At 52.8% G+C, this 24,865-nt stretch carries 15 protein-coding genes; 6 read left to right on the top strand and 9 right to left on the bottom strand.

The features are described 5' to 3' along the window. Positions 1 to 89: 89 nt before the first annotated feature. Positions 90 to 1,535: an ATP-dependent nuclease gene (locus tag U5J94_RS00840; RefSeq protein ID WP_322563756.1), complete on the bottom strand. Its 1,446-nt coding sequence runs from the start codon at positions 1,533 to 1,535 to the stop codon at positions 90 to 92. Positions 1,536 to 2,073: 538 nt separating this feature from the next. On the opposite strand from U5J94_RS00840, the gene U5J94_RS00835 reads away from it, so the two are divergent. Then, a complete protein-coding gene (locus U5J94_RS00835; protein WP_322563755.1) occupies positions 2,074 to 6,582 on the top strand; it encodes a hypothetical protein in 4,509 nt (1,502 codons plus the stop codon). A 229-nt stretch (positions 6,583 to 6,811) separates the two neighbouring features. Here U5J94_RS00835 and U5J94_RS00830 read toward each other — a convergent pair whose 3' ends face one another. The 8 genes from U5J94_RS00830 to U5J94_RS00795 all read right to left on the bottom strand — a co-directional run bounded on the left by U5J94_RS00830 (position 6,812) and on the right by U5J94_RS00795 (position 17,258). After that, complete coding sequence (locus tag U5J94_RS00830; RefSeq protein WP_322563754.1) at positions 6,812 to 7,330, bottom strand: hypothetical protein; 519 nt, start codon at positions 7,328 to 7,330, stop codon at positions 6,812 to 6,814. A 96-nt stretch (positions 7,331 to 7,426) separates the two neighbouring features. Beyond that, positions 7,427 to 7,969 carry a hypothetical protein gene (locus U5J94_RS00825; RefSeq protein WP_322563753.1) on the bottom strand — a complete coding sequence of 181 codons (543 nt, stop codon included), beginning with the start codon at positions 7,967 to 7,969 and terminating at the stop codon, positions 7,427 to 7,429. Between the two features lie 355 nt (positions 7,970 to 8,324). Further along, positions 8,325 to 8,951: a hypothetical protein gene (locus tag U5J94_RS00820; protein WP_322563752.1), complete on the bottom strand. Its 627-nt coding sequence runs from the start codon at positions 8,949 to 8,951 to the stop codon at positions 8,325 to 8,327. Positions 8,952 to 8,989: 38 nt separating this feature from the next. Then, complete coding sequence (locus tag U5J94_RS00815; RefSeq protein WP_322563751.1) at positions 8,990 to 10,243, bottom strand: ISL3 family transposase; 1,254 nt, start codon at positions 10,241 to 10,243, stop codon at positions 8,990 to 8,992. Positions 10,244 to 10,433: 190 nt separating this feature from the next. Beyond that, complete coding sequence (locus tag U5J94_RS00810; protein ID WP_322563750.1) at positions 10,434 to 11,654, bottom strand: hypothetical protein; 1,221 nt, start codon at positions 11,652 to 11,654, stop codon at positions 10,434 to 10,436. A gap of 118 nt (positions 11,655 to 11,772) precedes the next feature. After that, positions 11,773 to 12,603, bottom strand: a complete 831-nt coding sequence (locus tag U5J94_RS00805) for a DUF3800 domain-containing protein (protein WP_322563749.1) — start codon at positions 12,601 to 12,603, stop codon at positions 11,773 to 11,775. A 394-nt stretch (positions 12,604 to 12,997) separates the two neighbouring features. After that, a complete protein-coding gene (locus tag U5J94_RS00800; RefSeq protein ID WP_322563748.1) occupies positions 12,998 to 13,711 on the bottom strand; it encodes a hypothetical protein in 714 nt (237 codons plus the stop codon). Positions 13,712 to 13,982: 271 nt separating this feature from the next. After that, positions 13,983 to 17,258 carry an LAGLIDADG family homing endonuclease gene (locus U5J94_RS00795; protein ID WP_322563747.1) on the bottom strand — a complete coding sequence of 1,092 codons (3,276 nt, stop codon included), beginning with the start codon at positions 17,256 to 17,258 and terminating at the stop codon, positions 13,983 to 13,985. 552 nt (positions 17,259 to 17,810) lie between these two features. On the opposite strand from U5J94_RS00795, the gene U5J94_RS00790 reads away from it, so the two are divergent. The 5 genes from U5J94_RS00790 (at position 17,811) to U5J94_RS00770 (ending at position 24,769) form a co-directional block, all read left to right on the top strand. Then, entirely contained in the window at positions 17,811 to 18,251 is a 441-nt protein-coding gene (locus tag U5J94_RS00790; protein ID WP_322563746.1) for an Hsp20/alpha crystallin family protein, read from the top strand. A gap of 125 nt (positions 18,252 to 18,376) precedes the next feature. Continuing rightward, positions 18,377 to 18,877 carry an Hsp20/alpha crystallin family protein gene (locus U5J94_RS00785; protein WP_322563745.1) on the top strand — a complete coding sequence of 167 codons (501 nt, stop codon included), beginning with the start codon at positions 18,377 to 18,379 and terminating at the stop codon, positions 18,875 to 18,877. 220 nt (positions 18,878 to 19,097) lie between these two features. Beyond that, the gene (locus U5J94_RS00780; protein ID WP_322563744.1) at positions 19,098 to 20,480 is read left to right on the top strand and encodes a DegQ family serine endoprotease; all 1,383 of its coding nucleotides are present in this window, start codon (positions 19,098 to 19,100) and stop codon (positions 20,478 to 20,480) included. Positions 20,481 to 20,675: 195 nt separating this feature from the next. Next, complete coding sequence (locus tag U5J94_RS00775; RefSeq protein ID WP_322563743.1) at positions 20,676 to 24,386, top strand: response regulator; 3,711 nt, start codon at positions 20,676 to 20,678, stop codon at positions 24,384 to 24,386. After that, positions 24,383 to 24,769, top strand: a complete 387-nt coding sequence (locus U5J94_RS00770) for a response regulator (protein WP_322563742.1) — start codon at positions 24,383 to 24,385, stop codon at positions 24,767 to 24,769. The genes U5J94_RS00775 and U5J94_RS00770 overlap by 4 nt, the downstream gene beginning before the upstream one ends. The last annotated feature ends 96 nt before the right edge of the window (positions 24,770 to 24,865 follow it).

Below are 24,865 nucleotides of genomic sequence, written 5' to 3'. Positions count from 1 at the left end.
TTCCCTTCCGTATTCAGGTAAGTGACTGTTTCTTAGTCAGAAAAGCAAAACGCAAGACCTGATCCCGCTACACGGATTTTCCATAGCTTTCACTGGGCCAATTTGGCCAAGACAGCATCCACTATATTATTTCTGTCTTGCTCTGAAATACATTGCTTCGCCCATTCAGTTGCCATGATCTCCCAAACGCTCGACGCACTTTTCCTTATTTTATCGCCTACCAAAGACGGCCAGTCATGGTGATTTTCATGGCGCATTGCGTCTTCTAAGTACTCGAATAGAGTACCAGCCCCTACTCCAAATCTTGCATCAAGATCTGGCCATTGATTTTCGCGTAGGCCGCCAAAAACAACGCGCTCAGGAGCATCTTGACCAGGCAATTTGATACACCCTTGAGCGTCCTCCATATCACCATCTAGAATACTCAATGAACGATGTGCCAATTTATCAGCTGCGGATAGCTCCCCCATCATCCTCACAACATTTGCAGGCCCAACTGAGCTAATATGAATTCTTTGAAGAATATCTGACCCTTCTTCATGTGACGCAAATATTTCTCTCAATAAAACCTCAGCAGTTTTGTCCTCTACATATATATAAAGTTCTGGGTGAATTGCATCATCTATTCTACTAAGAGAAAACTCTGCGCTGGCCCCGTAAATAATATTTGGCCCATCGACAGAAGGAACTATCATCACCCTCGCTTCTTGTGGCAATTCTTCCAGAACGAAAGGGCTATGCGTTGATAGAATAACTTGAATTCTTTTCAATCTCGCAATATGCAACAAAACTCTTACGAGTCTTCTTTGAGCTCTAGGATGTAACGATGCCTCTACTTCATCGACTATGATCATTGAATGATCAGGTACATTTTGTATTGCATGAATCAAGTCAAGAGTCGTATCTTCTCCAGCACCTTGATGAAACTGAGATATTTCACCAAATTCCCTTTCAACAAGACCTACTGGGCGATCTTGATTTATGTCAGGCGCAGCAAATCTGGCATTTAAATAGTCCCGGCCAAGTATATTCGAAAGGTATCTTAAAAATTCATCTGAGAGTGGTTGTGTAGATGTTTCTCCCGCAGCTAACTTTGCAACTCTAGCGTAACCTGCTGCCGCATCAAGCGGTAAGGTTCTAGAAACATCAAACCAAAAAATATCTCTTGAATAACGATTTTCAGGAAAACTCCATCGTTTACTCGGTTTTCGGATTGAAAAAGTTTTCGTGTCATCCCCTCTCCGAATTCTAAAACCAAGATCAACCTCACTTACATCGTCCCAATGGGTGCTGGGAAAGAAATCTGAAGGATAATACCCTTTACCCTGCTTAGGATCATAAGCAGATGCTGCTACCTTTAATACAGTACTTTTACCTGCCCCATTTTCACCAACTATTGCTACAACCGGGAACCTGAAATTAATAGATTGACCAGACCAACCACGAACCCCTCCGATTTCAACACTTTCTAAAAACTGGGGCCATAGACCTCCAGAAAACTGATCTCTAATTCTCTGAATTTCTGGATTGTTCATATTTGATCACTCTCTCACTGTGAAGATAACGAATGAATTGAGGATCACGAATAGTAAATAGGACGGCAAAAAAGAGAATTATTTGCATTACCATTTGTCACCAATGCCTTTTCTCTCCGCTCTGATCTATGTACCCGTAAATCTCAGGTTACGCATCCTTCCTCGGATCGTTCATTATCCTGTATTGCTGAATGTCGGCTTTGGGTCGATACCTTCCGCCCTATTTTCTTCTAGTAATACATACTCTGCTTTATCAGTAACTGTCTACTTTATATATTCTAGATAATACCAATATTGATTCAATTATCAGTGAATACCCAAATTCTTATATTCGATTTCTCCGAGCTTGCATAGCACCAAACGCAGTTCAGCTCTATTTCTGACTCGTTAATCAGAGCGACACTGGTTGTTCAGCCTCATGGTCGACAAAGTTCGTGCAGATCAATAGGATAGCTACTGCAATGTCTTACAAATTGTGTGTAGCCATGGAATTCCGCGAATTCCCTAGGATTCTTCCGGCACGCAGCACTGGATACAAATGGCCATTCTGAGAACCGATATCGAAAAAGCACTCGATGAAATCGCCTCCCAAGAGGAGGGTATGCGTTTTCAGGGGCTCGCGGTTGTCCTTGGCAAGAAGCGCTGGCCTGAGCTCATTGCTCGCCAGCGCAAGAAGGATCTTGGCCTCGATGCCTACGCCCCCTCAACCCTGACTCCAGAAAGGATTGGCAAGGGACTCGCAGCCTCGATCACACCAACGCTGAATAAGATTTCTTACGATGCAGAGACCGCTAAGAAGAACTTTCCTGACCTGAAGGCTCTCCTCTTCGTGACCTCGGCCAAAGTTGGCAACGCCGACCGAAAGCGGTGGGAAGATGAAATACAGAAATCCCACGGCCTTGAACTTCACATCATCGAGCGCGAGGAGATCATCACACAGATGATGTTGCCGGAGAACGCCTCACTCAATGCGAGCTTTCTTCGCCTTAATTTCGAAGTCGAACCGCACATCACAGACCTCGTTGACAGAACAAGGCGCGCTGCTGCCGTTGTCATGCGGTCCTGGGCTGGCAAGACAAAAGGACACCCACTCATCGAGCTTACAGCAGTTCGACTTGACCCAGATGGCGCGGAATCTGCCGACGTACTGTCACTAGAGCAGATCGATCACGCACTGTCGCAGAGCCGCCGAATCGTCCTTGAAGGGCCCGCCGGTCGTGGAAAAACCACGACTCTGATCCAGCTTGGACAACGCGCGCGCGACGCCGGAACAGCGTTCATAGTCGAGCTTCCAGCATGGACATCCTCGCATCGAAGAATTCTCGAATTCATTGCGGACATGCCTGCGTTTCAAGCCGAAAATCTCACGCCCGCCGATTTCGCGCGGGTTCAGCAGACTGAACCTTTTCTCTTCTTGTTAAACGGTTGGAATGAAATTGCTGAGTCGAACTCCGCTCAGGCGAATGATGCTCTCCGGGACCTCGAACGAGATTTTCCTAGCGCGGGTATCATCGTCGCAACCCGTACGCACCACTTGACGCCGCCTCTTCCAGGCGCATTGCGACTTAGGTTGTTGCGCCTTCGGCGCACGCAGCGGGCAGCCTATCTAACGACCCGTCTTGGTGCGCAATCTGCCGAACTCTGCACCCGCATCGATGCTGATCCAGCGCTCGACGCGCTGACCCGTACTCCATTCATCCTCTCGGAAGTTGCATCGCTGTTTGAAAGTGGTTCCGAAATTCCCTCAACGAAGATCAGTATCCTAGCTCAAGTTCTTCATCTGCAAGAACAACGAGACGAACACACAAATGCACTGCAAACAACCCCGATCTTCGGCGAGCAAAGTCAGTACTTGACAGCCCTTGCAACTGAGATGACCCGCCGCGGTACGGTGGAATTGCCCGAGGCTGATGCCCGCACTGTGGTTGCTACCATCATACGAGAGCTCTCGGATTTTGGCCAGATCGAGCCTGTGGGAGCACCGGCGGTTCTTGCGACGCTCACAGCACATCACGTTCTTGAGCGAATTGACTATCCGCAAACAGCGTTTCAATTCGAGCATCAGCAGCTTCAGGAGTACTACACTGCACTCGACATCCGTACACGGCTCCTTGATTTACCGAGCGATTACCACGACGCTACCAGCCACTTTACAGCCGAATACGTGAATAATCCGGCATGGGCCGAACCGCTACGCATGATCGCCGAGACGTTTGCCGAGCAAACCGGCGACGGCGAAACCGACAAACGAAATACCAACGCCGGCAACAAGCTGGTGACGATGGCACTCACCGTCGACCTCGTATTCGCCGGAGAGCTCGCGCGGCTTTGCGGCCCAGCAGTATGGAATGAAGTTCGAGCTACCGTCGACGAGCGCTTCCGTGCCGTCCATGCAGTCCACGACGGTAGCTTTCGGCAGTATGCCATCGCCGCTATGCTCGCGACTGGCGCTGAGAATTTCAATGACATCATCGTTCCACTTTTGTCGGGACAAAACCAGCAAACGCGACTAAGCACTTACCGGCTCTGGCCGGATATCCAGCTCTCATCGTTTGGACCTAGCTGGCGTAAGCATGTATGCGGCTGGAACGAGGAGGCACGAGCGGATTTCGTCTCCGAACTGCTTCATCATCGTGTTGATAACGAGGTCGCGGCCTTTGCAATGGAGGACGACAGTATCGCGGTGAAGAAGGCGGCGGTCTCCGGCCTTATGTGGACCGGGTCTGACGACGCGCTGACCCGAGTCCTCGAGTCAATGGATGCACAGACATTTGAGGAGATCGCATGCAAGAACTCCGACCGACTGCCAGCGGTGCTCAGGCCTAAGGCAATCGCCGCGATGCACAATTTCATCGAAACCACCACCGACCATACCGCACGCCTGCGAACCGCGCTCAATCTGATCGAGCTCGGTGAGACAGGTCTGGACAGAGTCGTCAAGGATGCAATGGCGGCGCTTTCCGGCGGCGACATGCACAATCTCGGTTCGCACTATATTCAGCCGGCGCTCGAGTATCTGCACCGAATCGATTCTGCCTGGACAAGCGAGTGGGTGGCTGCCCAGGTTGCCGAAGGCATCCTCTACGAGCACGAGTATTGGTTGTCGTTTGCAGCCGCCATTCCAGACGTCCTGATCGAGAAATACTTGCACCGTATCGAAACGGAAGACCTCAAGAGCGGCCGCTTCGGCGGCATGATTTCAGTCATTGCCGCTCACGCAGACGCCAATCTTGCGGCACACGTATTTGCGAAGCTGCGCGAGCTGAGGAGCAGGGTGGATGCAGAGCCTGGCGTGCGACAAGAACTCGAGTGGCAGATAATGCGCCAACTGGAAGTCCTGTTCCGCGACTTTCCAGACGATATCGCCGCAGCTGGCATTCTCTCGTCCGTCACCAGCGGTGACCCGCTCGACATCAAAGTCGCGGCCGATCTTCTGAGTAGGGTCGCGAGATCCGACGTTGAACCGCTGCGCATCGCCGACAACGACCTAAAGGAATGCCTTCGTGCTTACCTAATAAGTAATGTCGATGTGGTCCTGCGCCAGGACGACTTCAACGGCGAGGAGAAAGCCAATCTGGCCTCGTCGATCGCCCAAGTCGGAAAACCCGAAGACATGGCGGATCTGGTGAGGCTCACCCACGCCGACATCGAGCGGGTACGTCGCGGCAGGGCCGCGCGTGCAGCCGGCGACCATGGACCTCTCGGCAATGGTGGATCCATGAGCTACGCCGACTGGCACATCACCGCTGTCATGCATCTTAACGCGGCCGATGCCGAGAAGGTGCTTATTGACCTGCTTCCCGAACCTGAATACCGCTCCGAGGTGGCCGCCGCAATGGCGCGCGACTTCGTGCCCAAATCGGAGCGTTCCTTCGACCGGACGTTCCGTTACGACCTTATGTGGGCCGCACGCGAGGGTAGCACTCCACCACACGGCGATGACCAGCGTCGCACACGGTTCGCCGCCGCAATTGATACCGAGATCAAGCGCCTGCGAGAACAGAATCAAGACGGGAAACCCGGTGCCGGACTAAAAGAGCTCGCAAAGGCACTTGCCGCAATTGACGGCCACGCTTCCGCGTCAACGGTGCTTGACGTGATTGCCATGCCCGGACAATGGGACCAATACACCTGTCTCGACGCCTTAGAGCGCCTGTTAATGGCGGGTGTCGTCTTGCCCTCGACCACTGTATTCGCCCTCGTCGATACCATCATTGAGCAATCGGGGAATTGGATACACGGCTCAGATAGGCACCTTCTGCGCCGGATTCTGACGCTCTGCCCGTACGTCGACAATCCCGCGGCCGGGATCGATAAGATGCGCGATGTTTTCGGCAGATACCAATTCCCGGGGTATGATTTGCGTGAGCTTGTCACCGCTCTTGGTGAGAGCCGTGCTGATGCCGCAATTGATCTCCTATACAAGCTCGCGTCTGATGCACCGACGTTCGAGCAATGTGAGGATAATTTCATAAATGCTTTCGCTTCACTCGACACCCCAGGCACACATGAGCTACTCGTAGGTTTCGTCGATCCGGATACCCGCGGCATCGCACTGATGCACCGTCTTCACCGTGAAGACCTGCTGGTCGCGCGGCTCGGGGAACTGGCCCTGCATAAGCCAGAAGTGTCCGAACGGTTGCGGAATTTGTGCGATCGCGACTTGCCTGAACTCAATCGGCACGTGCTCTCGAAAGTACTGGGCTGGCTCGGAACGCCAGAAGCCCTCACAGCAAATCTGAACCTTATCGATGATGCTAAGCCCTCGCCGGTCCCCCAAGGCATCTGGGACCAACTCGAAAGTACTTTTATAGAGCACCGACCCTATGGACAAAACTCCAACGCCTTCACACAACACGCACGGGCATCGAACGAAATACGCGTGAAGTTGTTCAGAATGGGGATGGAGGACGAGAAACGGTGGAAGTCAGCCTTCATGCTTCTCGGTCGAATCGAGGAATGGCGATTGGATCATGGCAGGCCGACGGACGAACCACGTCACCCCGATCTTGGATCTGGCCAATGTTGGCCGCCCAATGAACCCTGACCTTCTTAATTGACCAAAACTAAAAGTTCCGCCTAAGTCATCAGAAGACCTAATAGGTAGAGCGACGATTACGACTGTAAGAATTAGAAAACTGTCATGAAAGAGTACATAAAGAAATCGTGGCGAGAATGTGTGAGGGACAGATTTAGGTCAGAAGCGGGAATTTAACATTAAACACGTACGGATAAGCGAGCGATAGAAAACGAACAAAATATGCTACTTAGGTGATTCACCCATATGGATCGGTAAATACATACTGTTTTATTCCTTTATAGGATCTTACCATAACATTCGAACTCTTGTTTAAATCAAGCCCTATATTATTTCCCACAGCATATTGACGGAGAAGATTTAACTCATTTAGCAACCCAAAAGGATCATCAGTGATTGCAGAAAAGTCACCACCCTCCTTCAATTTGTCAATTACACTTTTAAACCAAACAACAAACTCATCACCCTCCTTATCGCTTAGTGGTTCTAAATATTCTAGCTCAGTAATTGTGTATGCTTTGTTATTATCAAAGGAGAATTCTCCTTCTGGTTTCGTATGGTTAAATATTAAGGGAAATCCAGGAACTTGAGTTACTTGGCTTTGTACGAATGTTACGAACTTGTCATAGGCTGCGTCCTCACCAGATTTCACAACTTTATTCTTTTTGGAGTTATATAGAACCACTCCTCCAATACATGAAGTATTTTCTATTTCAATATACCCATCAGCCTTATACTCATATATTTCTCGGTACATAGATAAAACCCTAATTATTCAACAGCTAACTTTTAAGCAGTAGAGAGAAAGCTGCAACGCTGCGAAGCGTCCTACACGAACGCTTTGTTAGACACATTAAATTAGTTGTATAGAACCAAATATGATAAATATACATATGCCAACGCCAAATGTTACTAAAGATGCAACAGTAAAAAATTGCGAACGTTGGTCAGCAGCCCCAACAGGTTCAAGTGCTTTATTAGATATATCTTCAACTACATCAAGGATGTCGTTAACTAAAGTTTCCGACTCCGGGTTTAACTCCTCAAATTTTTGATCAAGTTGTGGGCCCAAATTAACAAACCTGGGGTGAAAGCTTAAGAGAACAGAATCAAACCAAATAGAGGCGATCCCAAAAAGAAGTGAAAGTAATAAAAAACCCCAACTAATAATTATGAGTGAGGGACATTGTGTGGCCCCTGTTGAAGATGTAAGCAAAGAACCTGAAAATGTTATTGTTCCAACCAAAATAGCTGAGCTCAGAGATATTATTAGTTTTGAAATTTCATTTCGGCTCTTCCAGTAAGGGCCATGCACCTCATCAATTTTAAAACGTATATCCTTGGCTGTATTTTCTGCCTCCTGCCTGAGATAATCTTTGTTTAGATGATGTGCCATATTATTTTTCGCCTAATAGTTGTTAACCGGATCTGGATAACATTAACAGCATTTTTTATAAGGACCCCTTAATAATTAGAAGTCAAGAGTTTATGTCGAATTACGTTAATAGAAATATTAGCCCCTTAATGTTATAGTTCAAATCTATTCAACGAAATGTATTTATTTTCAAGCCTCAGCTTTGGGTCGATATCAGCCCATACACATATTCTAGCCTACATCTATATCATTACAATCTGCGGTGAAAGACCAAAAGCGGACATTTAACGGTTTGCATAACAGGCATAAAACGCGAAGCATCGCATAATGTTTGATGTACTGATTAATTGTGTTGTTAGATTTTCGAATATTACTGTTATACTTTTAGTATGTGCTGGACAAATAAATTACAAATATCATTTGGGTGAGTACCGCCAGCACCATACCCTGTACCTACATAGGCCAATCCTGCATTAAGAAAATTCTGTCCCACAACAAGATCATAAATATGACCTCGAGAAATCTTTGAGAAATCTTCCAGTTTTCCAATATCGACCATCAAAAGCCTTTCAATTGCATAATTTATTCTTTGCAGTTGCTCAGCGTCAATAGCATCAGAAGAATATGCTTTAAATGCCTTTGCGACTAACTCAGGTTTTCCAATATCATCTATCCGGTCTAGTAAAACCATTAGACTTTCGCCTACTTTATTCCTATATGCCTCATCATCTTCTAAACGCTCCACCATTGCCTTGCGTTGCTCACTCGACAACTCAGAAAGAGAAGCGAGGAACTTAAACAAATTCTTAGCAAAGAAGTAGTCCCTAATATTTACGCCAGTCTTGACTAGCTTTACTAATGTAGAAACAACAGGGATATCTTGAAGCAACCCATCTTCAATGATTTCATCTAACCCTAACTCACTAGTATCCGTTGTAATTTCAGACAGATCAGAATTCTTCAGCGTTTCAACAAGAGAGCCTTCTATTTCCCTATTATTCATTTTATCAATCCTTGAAAGAAATTATAATAATTGGGTCTTCACCCGTTGTAGTGGGTCGCCATTTCGTATTTTTCTGGCATTAACGACAGCCCACCGCAGTAAAACAATATGGCGGTTTTGAATCGCTCCCGATTTCGAAAGCCGCGCGCCTTATCTTTGAGCATCTTGATTTGACTGTTGATACTCTCCGCCCGGGCATTGGTGACATCCAATACTATGGCATTGATGATGCCCCACAGGTGTTGCTTAATCATCCGAGCGACCTTTTTGACAGGCTCAAGGCGGCTGCGGATGGCCCACTGATACCATTGCTGCCAGGCGCGCTCGGCCCAGCCGCGTTTGATATAGCACCACAAGCCCTTGGCGTGTTCCTTAATGACCCACGCTCGCCCTGTTTTGTTCGCCGCACGCGCCAGTTGCTCTATCTCGCGGCGCAAGTTGCGTTTTAGATCGTCATAGTTACGCAACCAACCATACTTCGTGCCCTTTAATGTCTCATCGCCTTGCCTCATCAGTTGGCGATGCTCTTGTTTGCGAACCATATCGACCGCCTGGTTCAGATGCTGGTTGACGTGGAATTTGTCGAAGGCGATTTTGTGTTCGGCCTCGGGAATGTGCTCGCAGGTGGCACGAATGTAAGCCGGCCACATATCCATCGAAATACTCTGTATTTGGGCCTTTTGCGCGGCGGTCAAGCCCTCATAGAATCCGCCCAGACTGGCGCCGCTGCGATCCTCGGCCACGTGCAGAACATGCCCGCGGGCATCGTGGACGACGGTCACGTACTCGTGGCGCTTTTGAAAGGCCACTTCGTCCACGCCCAGCTGCGCCAGCGCGGGCTTACCCCGGCGCGAGAGGCCACGTTGCACGGCTCGCTGCATGATGCCATCCACAGCATTCCAGCTCAGCCCCATCATCCGGCTGACTGATGAGGCGGTGCTCTCTTTTAGCAACCGGATCACCATGGCCTCAAACAAGACCGTGTAACGCGAATTATCTTGTGCCCAAGGGACCTCGATCGTCTGAACGCCGTGTTCAGGGCATTGAATGCGGGGGACGTCGGCCACCACTTGGGTCTTGAATTGGCAGGTATCCAGATGTCGCCAGCGACGGGCGCGCTTGTCATACCGCGGTGCCGATTGACCGCAGGTGGGGCAAGACAACGATGCTCCGTCTTCTAGCTCAACGTGAACCTCAACCGTTTTGTCCGACGCGATGAATTGAATGCCGCTGACAAACCACGGTGAGCCGATGCCCAGTATCTTTTCATATAAGGTCGTCTCGTCCATCATCGATTTAACCTAGCAAACCCACTACAATTGGGGAAGAGCCTAATAATTTAAAGATGGGAGAAAATCCGGGACAGCATAACCAGTTATCAATTTGCCGCGAGTTAGATAATAAAATATGCGTACTGCCCCTATGTTTTCGATCTATTTCTCATCATCATATTTTTTATCGTTCATCTGTTTTGCTATTTCATTATGACCTATATTTTATAGCCGCACTTATCATCTTGCGCTGTTCCCTTAGCATACTAACATCTGGCTCCATGTCCAAAAATGATGCTGCGCTGGCAATATCAGAAAAGCGAATCCCACTAAATAAATGAAAAACAATGAGCTGCTCAACGTATCTTTTTAGCTGATACAAAAAGGACTCTGTTTGCCCTGTTGGCTCTGAACCACTATGAACTGATGCATTTCTGTAACTACGCAAGTTATTGAGCACCTGCCGATGAAAGTAAGTTTCACCAAAGGTAAATGATGCTCTCTGTATAGTTACTTTATAACTACTTTTTAAGGTGTTTGTAAGAAGCTCTAGCACAGACCATAGCTTCAAAAACGATGCATCCAAATCAGGATAATCCAATGCTCTTGCATATCTCCGGATCGACTCTTCTACGATCAACCTATAAGGATGACCATTTAGTCGCTTTCTTACATTCTTAGTGAAATACAGCGTTTTTTCTTTTTTATTTCCTAATCTAAGCGCAGAAACTTCATCGTGATAGTTCTGTTGGTACCAATATGTTTCAGTAGCTAACTTTTTAGACGGAAGATGAATAGTATGAAGTGGCCCAAGTAATACTGTGTTTACAGGTTTAATCCTCCCGGAAGACATCCTCATAGAGCTAGTATGACGCAAATTCCATATTCCACGGATTAGATCGATCTGATCCAACGCTCGGTTAGCCGCCTCTTCCACTGACCTAGATTTCACTGTTGCTACCACATTAATATAATTAACCGGAGGTTTCCTATAAAGCCACTGAGAAGCACGACGCTCGATATCTTGTCTTTCAATGACATATTTTTTGTGGAGTGCAGGCAAGAAAGTTATTGAGCACCCATTAATCCGGATAGCGGGAAGCGTTTCAAAACGTGAAATTGACAAAGAAGATACTAGTGAAAATGTATTTAATGGCTTTTTTAAATATGAATTCTCTTGCCTTTTAATTTCCTTGGCTATTGATTTAGGTGTAATCACACCTTTCCTAGCTGAAGTGAAAATTGCCGTATTGACTATACCCGGCTTATGTTCAGTTGGTATGCCATCAGATAGTACAACCATTCCCCCTAGCACTGTCATATATTCTTGAGACAAAAATGCCTCAAACGAGACCTTGCCATCTTTTATAACTTTTAAGTTCTCGAGCTTACTTGCAGGCAATGAGGGATCTGAATTATCTTCCCAGCGCATTCGTTCTTGTTCTCCTGAACACAGTCACACTTATCTCTTTAGTGATAACCACGAATTTTTCGTATCACTATTAGCCGTCATCCATATTAATTGAGCGGGAATTCTGGGCACAGGTGCACTATGTGTACGCGCCCTGCATTAACTCTACAATAGCCGCTCTAACTCGTTTATTTCCTGGCACTTCCCGTACACCATAGCCACTCACTTGTCCATCGGCTTTTTTTCGTATAATTTCATGTATTGTCCGACGGTATACCTCTCTACCTAAATCGCGCTCATTCAAAAGTGAGCCAAACGCTCCCGCCAGGAAATCCGCTACCTGAATACCAACACTATGATGTGAATACTCTATATTTAAGCTATCTTTAATATGACTATATCGCTTATATAGATCTCCGTTACGATATAGTTCAGAATAAGCTTCACGTAGCGTTTTATCCTTTTGTCTCGACACAGGATCAATGAATGGAACACATAAATTCTCTTCATCTTGCTCCATATCCATCTCAAGACGCTGCATTGACTCTTGAAGATGCATTCGTAGAAGACGTGACTCTTGTATTCTTGGACATATCTTGTTATCTGTTACCGTGAATATGACTTTGCAATATGAAATATTCGTTAATAATGCAACTGCTTCTACAAGAAATCTTTCTAATTTGTCTGGATCGTAATTTTTGAGAAAATAATATTTATCTTTTTCGGTAATTGGTTTGCCAGTCTTTCTATGGCTTTTTAATGACCACGCAAATGACCATTTTATTTCATTATTGGCAGGCAAATCGTATTGACTTTTGAGATTATTGAAACTTGTTTCTAGAGGTTTCCATTCAAGTGCTTTAAAAAACACTGTTGAACGAACATACCATGGATGTGCACGAAGGAATTTACTGCTCCGCCACCATTCATATGCTCCATTTTCGTCGCTGAATGAAAAAAATATTCCCACAATAAATTAAGCATCTAATAGTTGTTGATTGGATCCCTTTGATCCGTAAAATATTATTTCAGCAATCACTTATATATTATCAAATGGTTTCGTAGCATATATCCGCCTTTTGTCGACAAAAGTCATAATTCAGGTATGCAGAATAAGCTAAATATCGTACAACATAATAAGCTAAATATCGTACAGCAGAATAAACTAATTTAATTCCCTCTATAAGTAATAACTGGAGTAGATGCAGCTATCTACAATATTAAAAAACTAATGCCCTATGTTCGCATTGGGCATTAGTTGTTTTTTTGCATCTTATGGCCACCGCATTTGCAACTTTTGATGTCCAATTTGCAGCTTATGCTTTAACCGACACAACGCCGCATACGGCTTCCTCGCGCCGCTCTTAACCGCATTTGCTATCGCCACAGTTCAAACACGTCAAACACCCATCCATCTTGATCACGGCCTTGGTACTGCACTTGCCACACAACTGCGCCCCGGCCGGGAAGTCGCCCTTGGCTTCCTCGGAGTCTTCGACCATTTGCCTGGCGCCTTCGAACTGGGCGCGCTTTTCCTCGATGAGTTTTTTCTGGTGTTCGTCCAGGCCGTCATCTTTTAACAGGCCGATCATGCGCATGTGGCATTCGATGGCGTCGCCGATCTCGGCCACCAGCGAGGGCATGTATCTGCCACCCTTCTTGAAGTAGCCGCCGCGCGGATCGAACACCGAGCGCAGTTCCTCGACCAGGAAGGTGACGTCGCCACCCTTGCGGAACACGGCGGAGACGATGCGGGTCAGGGCGACGATCCACTGGAAGTGGTCCATGTTCTTGGAGTTGATGAAGATCTCGAACGGACGGCGCAGTTCGTGATCGGTGCCCTGGTTGAGGATCAGGTCGTTGATGGTGATATACAGCGCGTGTTCGGTCAGCGGGGTTTTTATTTTATAAGTAGACCCGAGCAGCATCTCGGGGCGCTCGAGCTTCTCGTGCATGTGGATGACATTGTCTTCCGCCTCCGCCTTCTCTTTCAGCGCCGCTTCGGCGGCCTGGTCGTCGGCGTCGTCTTCTTTGACGACCTCGTAGGCGGCGATCTTGCTATCGATTCTGATGGCCATGATTGTTTTCCTCTCGCTTGTTCTTTTGTGTGTCGGGACAGCCCGACCTGTTCACATCTGGTTGTTTGTTTGCCGGACCTTTGTACCCGTAAGGGTGAATAGTCCGGCCTACATCTAATTTTTACGGCCTCTACTGACTCGTGTCCTGAGTGAGGCCTGATGAGCCTGAGGCAAGGCGCAGTGCTTGTCGAAAAGCGCAGCGTATAAGTCAATACGTGAGCATTTTCGGGAAGTGCTGCAACGCCGCATCAGGTCATCCGCCTCGCTCAGACTAGTATTTCCCATAGTACCCTTCTTTGAGGGCATCATATAAATTCGCCGCATTATGGGTTTCCCCGTCGTATTCGATCTCTTCGTTGCCCCTGGCTTCGATCACGGTGCCGTCGTCCAGGGTGAAGCGATACGTTGTATTCTCCAGGTCCTTTTCCTTGACCAGTACGCCCTGGAACGCCTCGGGGTTGAAGCGGAAGGTGGTGCAGCCCTTCAGCCCCTGGTGATAGGCGTAGGTGTAGATGTCCTTGAAGTCCTCGAAGGCGTAGTCGGTCGGGACGTTGGCGGTCTTGGAGATGGACGAGTCCACCCACTTCTGCGAGGCGGCCTGGATGTCGACGTGTTCCTTGGGCGTGATGTCCTCGGCGGTGATGAAGTAGTCGGGCAGTTTCGCTTCCTCTTCCTCGCTGTAGGGCATCGCCTTCTGGTTGACCAGCTCGCGGTAGGCCAGCAGCTCGAAGGAGAAGACGTCGACCTTCTCTTTTGATTTGCGCCCTTCGCGGATCACGTTGCGCGCGTAGTGGTGCGCGAACGAGGGCTCGATGCCGTTACTGGCGTTGTTGGCCAGCGACAGGGAGATGGTGCCGGTGGGGGCGATGGAGCTGTGATGGGTGAAGCGCACGCCCTTCTCGGCGATCTGCTCGACCAGTTCCGGATCCACCTCGGCCATCTTCTGCATATAGCGGCTGTACCGGGCCTGCAGCACCTTGCCCTTGAGTTTCTGGCCGACCTTGATGCCGTCCTTTTTCATCTCCGGGCGCCAGCGCAGCATGTCGGCGGTGACCTTGAACTCCTGCTCCATGATCGGCGCCGGGCCTTTTTCCTCGGCCAGGGCCAGGCCGGTGCGCCAGCCTTCCAGCGCCAGCTCGCGGCTGACTTTCTCGGTGAACTCGACCGACTCGCAGCTGCCGTATTTCATGCGCAGCATGGTCAGCGTGGAACCCAGGCCCAGGAAGCCCATGCCGTGACGACGCTTGCTCAGGATCTCGTTGCGCTGGCCTTCCAGTGGCAGGCCGTTGATCTCGACCACGTTATCCAGCATGCGGGTGAAGATGCTGACCACCTTTTGATATTCCTCCCAGTCGAAGCTCGCCTCACTGGTGAACGGCTTGCGCACGAACTTGGTCAGGTTGATGGAACCCAGCAGGCAGGAGCCGTAGGGCGGTAATGGCTGCTCCCCGCATTGCCCTGTGACCAGCCCGTTGAAGATCACGGTGTTGTGATCCTGCTGGGTGGTATCGAAGACGGCTTCCCGGCCCACATACTCAATCGACTCGATGGTGGCGGCGAATTTCTGGGTCTTGTACAGCGCACGCTCGGCGGCCCATTCACGATAACGATCGTTTTTGTAATCGAGCAGGAATCCGATCTCGTCCATGAACTGTTCGCGGGACTCGCCGTCGATAATCAGTTCATAGTCGGCCTGGCAGTTGTATGCCTTGCTGCCGCCATGACCGTCGGGCAACATCCGCTCGCCGGCATCGCGGCGTTTGTGGATGCGGCACAGAACGCCGAAGTTGGACAGCAGCATCTGCACTTCCTGCAACAGCTTCCTGTGACTGGAGGCGAGGCGAATGGAGCAGCTCTGGCTCTTGCCGGAGATATTCACCGTGCCGTCGGCCTGGAACAGGGCGCGCAGGTAACCCTTGATGCACTCTTGCGAGCCGCGCCAGACGACTTCCGGCACCTGCAGTTTGGTCTGTTTGGTGAAACCGTAATGTTCGAGCACCCGCGCCAGAATCACCGAGCGGACGAACACGTGATTGCGATCCGGTACGGCGACCGGGGAAACATGGTAAGCGCGCGGCGTCATGGCCACATCGCCGATCAGCGAGTTGACATAGTTAACAATGGCCGGGGCAAGCACCCGATCCTCGCCCCAGAAATTGACAATCGCCGCCTCCTTGCCGCCACCGCGATGGGTGAAGTGGCCGTCGCCGGCAATCAGCCCCAGCAACATGCCCAGTTCTTTTGAACCTTCATTGCCAAACTGGCCCTTGCCGGATTGCACCAGCAGACTGTCGCCTTCCTTGAGCTCACTCAGCGGAATTTTGCCCCGACCGGTATAGAAGTCATGCCACTCGGTGGCCTTGATTTCATAACCTTCTTTGGTGGTAACCCGATAGACATCCGCCTCGCCGGCGGTCATGAAGGCCGGTACCGCCGAACGCACATCGGTGCCCCGGCCGTCCTGACCCAGCGCCCGGGTATCCACAGTGGTTTGCAGCTCGGCGCCGGATTTGTACAGTTCACCGATTTCGACCATGCCGTACTGGGTATGCAGACGGGTATCGGCCGTGACACACGGATTGGTCGCCCGGATGTTCTCGCAGTACCAGTTGTTGTTCTGTTCGTTGACCCGATCGATCAGGATGAACCCCGGCTCGGCGAAGTCGTAGGTGGAGTTCATGATCATGTTCCACAGGTGCTTGGCCTTGAGGGTCTTGTACACCTTGCAGGCCACCAGCCCTTCCTTGTTGGTGAAGTACTTGTTCTTGACCGGCCAGTCACGCCAGATGATCTGCTCGCTGTCCTTGAGATCGATGCCGTCTTCGGTGATCTCCTTCTCGGTCAGCGGGAAGGCCAGTTGCCACCAGCCGTCGCTTTCCACCGCCTGCATAAACTCGTCGGTGATCAGCAAGGAGAGGTTGAACTGACGCAGGCGGGCGTTTTCGCGCTTGGCGCGAATGAAGTCCATCACGTCCGGGTGGCCGACCTCGAAGGTGGCCATCTGCGCGCCGCGGCGCCCGCCGGCGGAGGAGACGGTGAAGCACATCTTGTCGTAGATATCCATGAACGACAGCGGCCCGGAGGTATAGGCCCCGGCGCCGGAGACATAGGCGCCCCTGGGACGCAGTGTGGAGAAGTCATAACCTATACCTGAACCCGACTTCAGAGTAAGCCCTGCTTCATGCACCTTGTTTAATATGTCGTCCATCGAGTCCTCGATGGTGCCGGAGACGGTGCAGTTGATGGTGGAGGTGGCCGGCTTGTGGGCCAGCGCGCCGGCGTTGGAGGTGATGCGCCCGGCGGGGATGGCGCCCTGGCGCAGGGCCCAGAGGAACTGCTCGTACCAGTACTCCTGCTGCTCCGGGGTTTCCTCCACGTCGGCCAGCGCCCGGGCCACCCGTTTGTAGGTGTCGTCCATACTCTGGTCGATGATCTGACCGTCCTTGCTCTTGAGGCGATATTTTTTGTCCCAGATATCGAGGGATGCGTCCTGGAACGGGATTTCTTTGACACTGCCGGCGGGCAGTTTGTGTAGCTGGGCGCTCATGTAGGGTGATCCTCCCGGTGCGATAAAAATCAATAAAATCAATCACCCGGACCGCCTTGTTATCTACGGCAAGCGGCGTTCTCGGGTACGGCGGGTACAACTGGTTTACAGCTCAATCCGGCAAACACTAGATATTGTGTTTGATGTAGGAGCTTAGGACCACCAGCGGGGTCTGTCAATGCTTTATCGCCTGTTTTACAAGTTAGGGTTTACCCTTAACAAACAATAACTTGCACTATTATCAGGGCGTCTGCGCCGAAGCGGTGCGAAACGGATTTTTTACCCCGCCAGAACTATATATTGTGCTTCTAATATTGGCCCGGGACGCTGCTCCGGGGGTTAGGGGCTACTCACGTTATGGCCGTTTTGGCCAAAACGCCCCAGACCGACCGACCACCACCCGGCTGAATCGACAACGCATTTGCCGGTCCCACTTGATAAAAACCCGGCTCACACCCATATCCCCTTCAAGCAGATGGACACTGTGCGCACAGCAACACCTGCGAATAAATTCAACCAACGTTGTTTATTTGCAATAAAGGAGAACGAATCATGACCCTGGTACGTTATGAACCCTGGAGCATGCTGACCCAGATCCGCCGTGAAATGGATCAGATGCTCGAAAGCACCGGCGAAAGCGGTGAAAGCAGCGCCATCGCCACCAGCGACTGGATTCCGGCAGTGGACATCAAGGAAACCAAAGACGCCTTCATCCTGCATGCCGATGTCCCCGGCGTGGATCCCAAGGATGTGGACGTGCACATGGAAAACGGCATTTTGACCATCAAGGGCGAACGCGAGTCCGAGAAGAAGGACGAGCGCGAAGGCTACAAGCGGGTGGAACGCCAGTACGGCGCCTTCTATCGCCGATTCAGCCTGCCGGATACCGCCGATGCGGAGAAGATCTCGGCCAGGAGCATGAACGGCGTGGTGGAGATCACAATCCCCAAGAAGGAAGCCGTGCAGCCGCGCAAGATCAGCGTCGAAAGCTGATCGACTGGCTGAATCGCAGGGTGGCTCAGACAACGCGGAGCCACCGGCTAACGCTCGAGATGCCGGATCCGCCTGCGGCTTGATCCGGCCTACTTCATGTAACCATTCATATTAAAGGAGTGACCATGAACGCCATGGCTGAACTGCAACGTGGACTCAACCGTGCCTGGCACACCGTCAGCGAGGGCTGGACCCAGCTGCGGGACCGGGCCGCCAACGCCATTACCCGCTTCAATCCGGTCAACCGCGAGGGCGAGGTGGAATCCGCCGAGGATGTCGGCGTGCTGCGCGGCGCCCGCTGGAGCGTGCTGGCCGCGGATGTGCAGGACAAGGGCGAGGAGCTGGTTGTGCGCCTGGAAGTCCCGGGCATGGAATCCGATGACTTCGATATCGCGGTGGTCGACGACACCCTGCTGGTGCGCGGGGAAAAACGCCTGCAACGGGAACAGACCGAGGGCGATTACCATATCCGCGAATGCGCCTACGGCGCCTTCCAGCGCGCCGTCCCCCTGCCGATCGCGGTCGACCAGGACAAGGCCAAAGCCCGATATAAACGCGGCATACTGAGCATCAGCCTGCCCAAGGCCAGCCACGCCCGGCGCCGCAAGATCGAAGTGAACAGTTAGCAGTATGCAGTTGGCAGAAATTGCAGGTCAGGTTGCGCGCAGCGCTACCTGACAGCATCTGACTGCCGACTGATGACTGCCAACTGCCAACTTATCTCTATTCTTTACATATTCTTGCATTTACTCGAGAAACATTTACCTGCCAGTCAGGCACTATAACGATGCCAACACCGCCCACGGCGGGCTTTAAATTGATACCGTAGTAAAAGGGAGGCCGATCTTGAGACGTCTGACTACCGCCAAACCCGTTCGACATTTTCTGCTGCTGGCACTCGGCCTGCTGCTGGTTGCCGGCAACGCCGCCGCCCTGCCCACCCACGACAGCCAGGGCCAGGCGCTGCCCAGCCTGGCGCCGATGCTGGACAAAGTCACTCCGGCGGTGGTCAATATCGCCACCACCGGCACGGTACGGGTACGCGGCAATCCGCTGCTGGACGATCCTTTCTTCCGCCGCTTTTTCGATATGCCGGAACAACCACGTGAGCGGCGCACCCAGAGCCTGGGCTCGGGGGTCATCGTCGATGCCGACAAAGGCTACATCCTGACCAACAACCATGTAATCGAGCAGGCGGATCAAATCAAGGTCACCCTGCGCAACGGCAGCAGTTACGACGCCGAGCTGATCGGCACCGATCCCGACTCCGACGTGGCGGTGATCCGGATCGAGGCCGATAACCTCACCGCCGTGCCGCTGGCCGATTCTGACAGTCTGCGGGTCGGGGATTTCGTGGTCGCGATCGGCAATCCCTTCGGCCTCGGCCAGACGGTGACCTCCGGCATTATCAGTGCGCTGGATCGCAGCGGCCTGGGGATTCAGGGCTACGAGGATTTCATCCAGACCGACGCCTCGATCAATCCCGGCAACTCCGGCGGCGCCCTGGTCAATCTCAACGGCGAACTGGTCGGGATCAACAATGCCATCTTTTCACGCAGCGGCGGCAATATCGGTATCGGCTTCGCCATCCCGATCAACATGGCACGCGAAATCATGGGACAGCTGGTCGAACACGGCGAGGTGCGCCGCGGGCAGCTCGGCGCCCAGGCCCAGGATCTGACCCCGGAACTGGCCCAGGCCTTCGATCTCGAACAGGGCCGGGGCGCGGTGATCACCCAGGTGTCGCCCGGCTCACCGGCCGACAAGTCGGGCCTGCAGGCCGGTGACATCGTGATCGAGGTCGACGGCAAACCGGTGCGCGACGCCAATACCCTGCGCAACGCCATCGGCCTGCTGCGCATCGGCAGCAAGGTCCGCATGAAAGTGTTGCGCGAGGGCAAGACCCTGTCACTGACCGCCACGGTCGAAGAGTCGGTCAGTCGGCAGCAGGGCGGTGAAAAGCTGCACGCCCATCTCACCGGCGCCCGCTTCTCGGACATTACCGAAGGCCATCGTCTGCACGGGCGCATCGAAGGCGTCCTGGTCAGCGAGGTCGAGCAGGGCAGCCCGGCCTGGAGTGCCGGACTGCGCCCCAATGATGTGATCGTCTCGGTCAATCGCCAGCCGGTCAAAAACCTGGCCGAAATGCGCAAGCAGATCGGCAACAGTCAGCAACTGTTACTCAATATTCGTCGCGGTAACGGGGCCCTGTTCCTCTATCTGCGTTAAACCTGTTCCCGTCGGCCGCTCGACGGCCGGCGGGGCCTCATCAGGCTACAGTTTACTCCCACTCCCCACTCCCCATTCCCCATTCCCCATTCCCCATTTCCCATTTCCCACTTTCCACATGCCAGTCGGTTCGAACAGTGATACCTTAGTTCCAGTGAGCCAACGACTCTCAGCAGCCGCTAACGGGACAACAACTTGCAGAAAACCGGTCTTCGCGCCTATCTGAACCGTCTGTGCCTGGGCATCATGATTCTGGGCACCGCCGTAGCGATCGCCCTGTTCCTCTATATCCGGGATAACCAGCAAAAGAGCCTCGATTACAGTCTGCAGCTGGCCTTTGATGAGCATTACCACGCGCTGCACGCCGAAGGTGATGTGCTGGACAAGATATTACAGGGCCTGCGCGGCCTCTACGCGGCCTCCGACGAAGTGGAACGGCACGAATTCGCCACCTATGTGCGCGAGGTAGCCTTGCGCCATCACTACATCAAGGGCGTGTTCTGGGCGCCGCAGGTGCCTGACGACCCGCCCGCCTATCCGGTGAGGTTCGCCGAACCCGAGAGTTTTCGTTCGACCCTGGGCGGCTTGAATCTGGCCGACAATGCCGCCTTGCGCCGGCAGCTGCAGGCCGCCGGAGATGCGCGGCAACTGCTGGTACTGCCCGATCAACGCCAGGCGCCCGAACAGCAACTCCAATCGATCCGGCTGTTTTTACCGGTGTATCACGCCGACAACCGCCGCTTGCGCGGCGTGATCGCCCTGTTACTCGACTTTAACGAGTTTATTGACGCCGCCCTGAGCCACCGCACCACGGCCAGGCGCGCCATGAATCTGATCATCCTGGATCACAACAATCAGCTGCTTTTTCACCATTCCGCCGACAGCCAGACCCGCCAGGTCTCACTGTCGACGCTGACGGCGAAAAAGGACGATTACCGGCGCTCCCTGCACATTCTGGATCAGAACTGGACCCTGCTCATCCGTCCGGTGCCGGGTCGTTTTCCCGATCAACCGTCGCTGATGCCGTGGTTTGCCCTGTTCGCCACGCTGGCCATCTCATTTTTGATTGCCGGGGTCATCAACAGCACCCTGACCCGCCGCAAGTATGCCGAGGGCCAGGTTGAGGAACATACCCGGGCCCTGCGCAAGAGCGAAGAACGGCTCGCCCGGCTGTATGACATCATCGCCTCGGATCTCGACTTTGCCGACAAGACCCGCAAGCTGCTCGCCTATGGCTGCGATCAGCTGGATCTGCAAATCGGTGTGCTGTCGCGCGTCAGCCAGGGAGAGATCACCATTTTGTATGCCAGCACGCCGGCCAACCAGCTGGAGGAAGGCCGGACCTATCCGCTGAATGAGAGCTACTGCAGCCAGACCCTGAAGCACCAGGTCATTACTTCGGTAACCCATGCCGGGGAATCAGACTGGCGCTATCTGCATTGTTATGCGCAACACCCGTTGGAGTGCTATATCGGCACACCGATCTATACCGGCGGCCGGCTGTACGGCACCCTGAGCTTCTCCGATCCCGAGCCCCGTGACACCCCTTTCAGTCAGGCCGAACAGGAGCTGGTGCAACTGATGGCCCAGTGGCTGAGCATGGAGCTGGCGCATATCCAGTTTGAAGAGCAGTTGATGGAACAGCGCAATACCATCAGCCATATCCTGGAGAGTACTGCCGAAGCCTTTGTGGCCGTGGATCGCGAGCAAACCATTCTTTATGCCAACTCACTGACCCGCAGCCTGCTCAATCTGCAGGCGGAACAACTGGTCGGCCATCCGCTGCAGACGGTAGCGCCCGAATTGCTGGCCTTGTTGGGCGAGGCCCTCAACGACACTCTGCGCAATGAACGCTCTTGCCAGTTTGACTGTTTTTATCCGGCCAGCGGCAAATGGCTCGAAGTGGCTATCCACCCGACCCTGCAGGGGGCCTCGCTGTCGCTGCGCGATATCACCGAGTCAAAAGCCAACGCGGAGATGCTCTCGCACACCCTGGGCATCAAGAACGCCATTCTCAACAGCGCCAACTTCACTATTATCGCCACCGATGTCGCCGGCACCATCATGAGCTTTAACAATGCGGCCGAACGGACGCTGGGCTATGCTGCCAGGGAGGTAATCGGCCGCCATAACCCCATGCTGTTCCATGATCCCCAGGAGATCGCAATCCGCGCCCACGAGTTGAGCGAAGAGCTGGAGACCACCATTGAGCCGGGCTTTGAAGCCTTTGTCGCCCTGGCCAGACGAGGCACGCCGGATGAGCAGGAGTGGACCTATATCTGTCGTGATGGCAGCCGGGTGCCGGTGCTGTTGTCAATTACCGAAATGACGGACGAGGCGGGCAACTGCATCGGTTTTCTGGGGATCGGCGTCGACATTACCGAACGCAAGCGCATCGAACGCATACGCGACGAGTTTGTCTCCACGGTCAGTCATGAACTGCGCACGCCGCTGACCTCGATTCGCGGCTCGCTTGGTCTGTTGAGTGGCAATCTGGGCGAACAACTGCCGCAACAGGCCCTGTCGTTGATCGACATCGCCTCCCGCAATGCCGAACGCCTGCTACATCTGATCAACGATATTCTCGATATTAACAAGATCGAATCGGGCGAGATGACCTTCGACTACCAGCCGTTGCGGCTGCCCGATTTTCTGAATCAGGCGGCGGAAAACAACCTGGCCTACGCCCGGCCGTTCGATGTGGATCTGGTGCTGGCCGACGCACTCCCCGACGTCGAACTGTTTGCCGATGAACACCGCCTGATGCAGGTGATGAACAACCTGCTCTCCAACGCGGTAAAATTTTCCCCTGCACACAGCCGGGTCGAGATCGACGCACGGCTTCAGCCACACTTTGTGCGCATCAGTGTCACCGACCACGGCAAAGGCATCGCCGACGAGTTTCACCAGAAGGTCTTCGAGCGTTTCGGCCAGGCCGACGCCTCGGACAGCCGCATTACCGGCGGCACCGGGCTGGGCCTGAGTATCGCCCGCGCCATCATCGAGCAACATGGCGGCCAGATCAGTTTCGTCAGCCAGCCGGGGGTCGGCACCACATTCTATTTCGATATGCCGATTTATCAGCAGCAGTCGATCACCCGTATCAAGGATCAGATCATCAGCCTGACGCCGCCCCGGCCCCACCGCCTGCTGATCTGCGAGGACGATGCCGATATTGCCGGCCTGTTGCAGCTGATGCTGGCCCGCCACGGCTATCAAAGCGATATTACCCATAACGCCGAACAGACACGCACCGCCCTCGGCCAGCACCATTATGATGCACTGCTGCTGGATATCCTGCTGCCCGACCAGCACGGCCTGGATCTGATTCGGCAACTGCGCGAGTCCACCGCCACCCGGCAACTGCCGATTATCGTCGTCTCAGCTGTTGCCAATGACGCCTGCAATCAGCTTGAGGGGGGCGCAGCGGATATCGTCGACTGGCTGGACAAACCGCTGGATCAGGCGCGCCTGCTGCAATCGGTGCGCTGTGCCCTGCAGCATCTGCCGGACAAACCCCGGGTGCTCTATGTGGATGATGATACGGATCTGCAACAGCTGATCACCCTGATGCTGCAGGATCAGGTCGCGCTTTTCAGCGCCCGGACCCTGCAGGAGGCCCGCCAATTGCTCGACAAACAGCGCTTCGATCTGCTCCTGCTGGATGTCTCGCTGCCCGACGGCTCGGGCCTGACCCTGCTGGAGACCCTCAAGGAACACCCGACGCTGCCGGCGACGGTCATTTTCTCCAACCACGAACCGGACGCCGATATCATACGCCAGGTCAGTGCAGCGCTGCGCAAAAGCACCACCTCGAAACAGACCCTGCTGGAAACACTGGCCACCTGTTTGCAACAGCGCGCCCGCCACTTCGCCCAGGCTGACGATAACCAGGAAGACCGATGAACACCCCAACGCTGCACAAGATCCTCTACGTGGAGGACGAACCGGACATCCAGACCATTGCCCGCCTTGCTCTGCAGGAGGTGGGTGGCTTTGATCTGTGCCTCTGCAGCAACGGCGCAGAGGCTCTGGCGCTGGCTGACGATTATCGGCCGGATCTGTTGATCCTGGATGTGATGCTGCCCGGTATGGACGGCCCCGCCACCCTGGCCGAACTGCGCAAAAAACCGGCCCTGGCCACCACCCCGGCGCTGTTCATGACCGCCAAGGTCCAGCCCCAGGAGCTGGAGCAGCTGCGCGCCCAGGGGGTGGTCGGGGTCATTACCAAGCCCTTTGACCCCATGACCCTGGCGGGGACCGTCCGCGATATCTGGCACAAAATCTGATACTTTTTTCTTATTTTTCAATTGCCTGGCGGGGATTGAAATCCCGCGCCAGGCCCTTATGTGGGTAATAACTGAGATAATTACCAGGGCTATAAA

The sequence above is a fragment of the Thiohalophilus sp. genome (genome assembly GCF_034522235.1).
In the GTDB taxonomy this organism is placed as follows: Bacteria; Pseudomonadota; Gammaproteobacteria; order UBA6429; family Thiohalophilaceae; genus Thiohalophilus.
This window is presented reverse-complemented; position numbering and strand designations above follow the sequence as displayed.

Bases quoted from the DNA above. Each gene is read 5' to 3' on its own strand.
- U5J94_RS00820 (WP_322563752.1), bottom strand. From the start codon at position 8,951: ATGAATAATAGGGAAATAGAAGGCTCTCTTGTTGAAACGCTGAAGAAT.
- U5J94_RS00840 (WP_322563756.1), bottom strand. From the start codon at position 1,535: ATGAACAATCCAGAAATTCAGAGAATTAGAGATCAGTTTTCTGGAGGT.
- U5J94_RS00810 (WP_322563750.1), bottom strand. From the start codon at position 11,654: ATGCGCTGGGAAGATAATTCAGATCCCTCATTGCCTGCAAGTAAGCTC.
- U5J94_RS00790 (WP_322563746.1), top strand. From the start codon at position 17,811: ATGACCCTGGTACGTTATGAACCCTGGAGCATGCTGACCCAGATCCGC.
- U5J94_RS00815 (WP_322563751.1), bottom strand. From the start codon at position 10,243: ATGATGGACGAGACGACCTTATATGAAAAGATACTGGGCATCGGCTCA.
- U5J94_RS00835 (WP_322563755.1), top strand. From the start codon at position 2,074: ATGGCCATTCTGAGAACCGATATCGAAAAAGCACTCGATGAAATCGCC.
- U5J94_RS00830 (WP_322563754.1), bottom strand. From the start codon at position 7,330: ATGTACCGAGAAATATATGAGTATAAGGCTGATGGGTATATTGAAATA.
- U5J94_RS00785 (WP_322563745.1), top strand. From the start codon at position 18,377: ATGAACGCCATGGCTGAACTGCAACGTGGACTCAACCGTGCCTGGCAC.
- U5J94_RS00800 (WP_322563748.1), bottom strand. From the start codon at position 13,711: ATGGCCATCAGAATCGATAGCAAGATCGCCGCCTACGAGGTCGTCAAA.
- U5J94_RS00795 (WP_322563747.1), bottom strand. From the start codon at position 17,258: ATGAGCGCCCAGCTACACAAACTGCCCGCCGGCAGTGTCAAAGAAATC.
- U5J94_RS00770 (WP_322563742.1), top strand. From the start codon at position 24,383: ATGAACACCCCAACGCTGCACAAGATCCTCTACGTGGAGGACGAACCG.
- U5J94_RS00825 (WP_322563753.1), bottom strand. From the start codon at position 7,969: ATGGCACATCATCTAAACAAAGATTATCTCAGGCAGGAGGCAGAAAAT.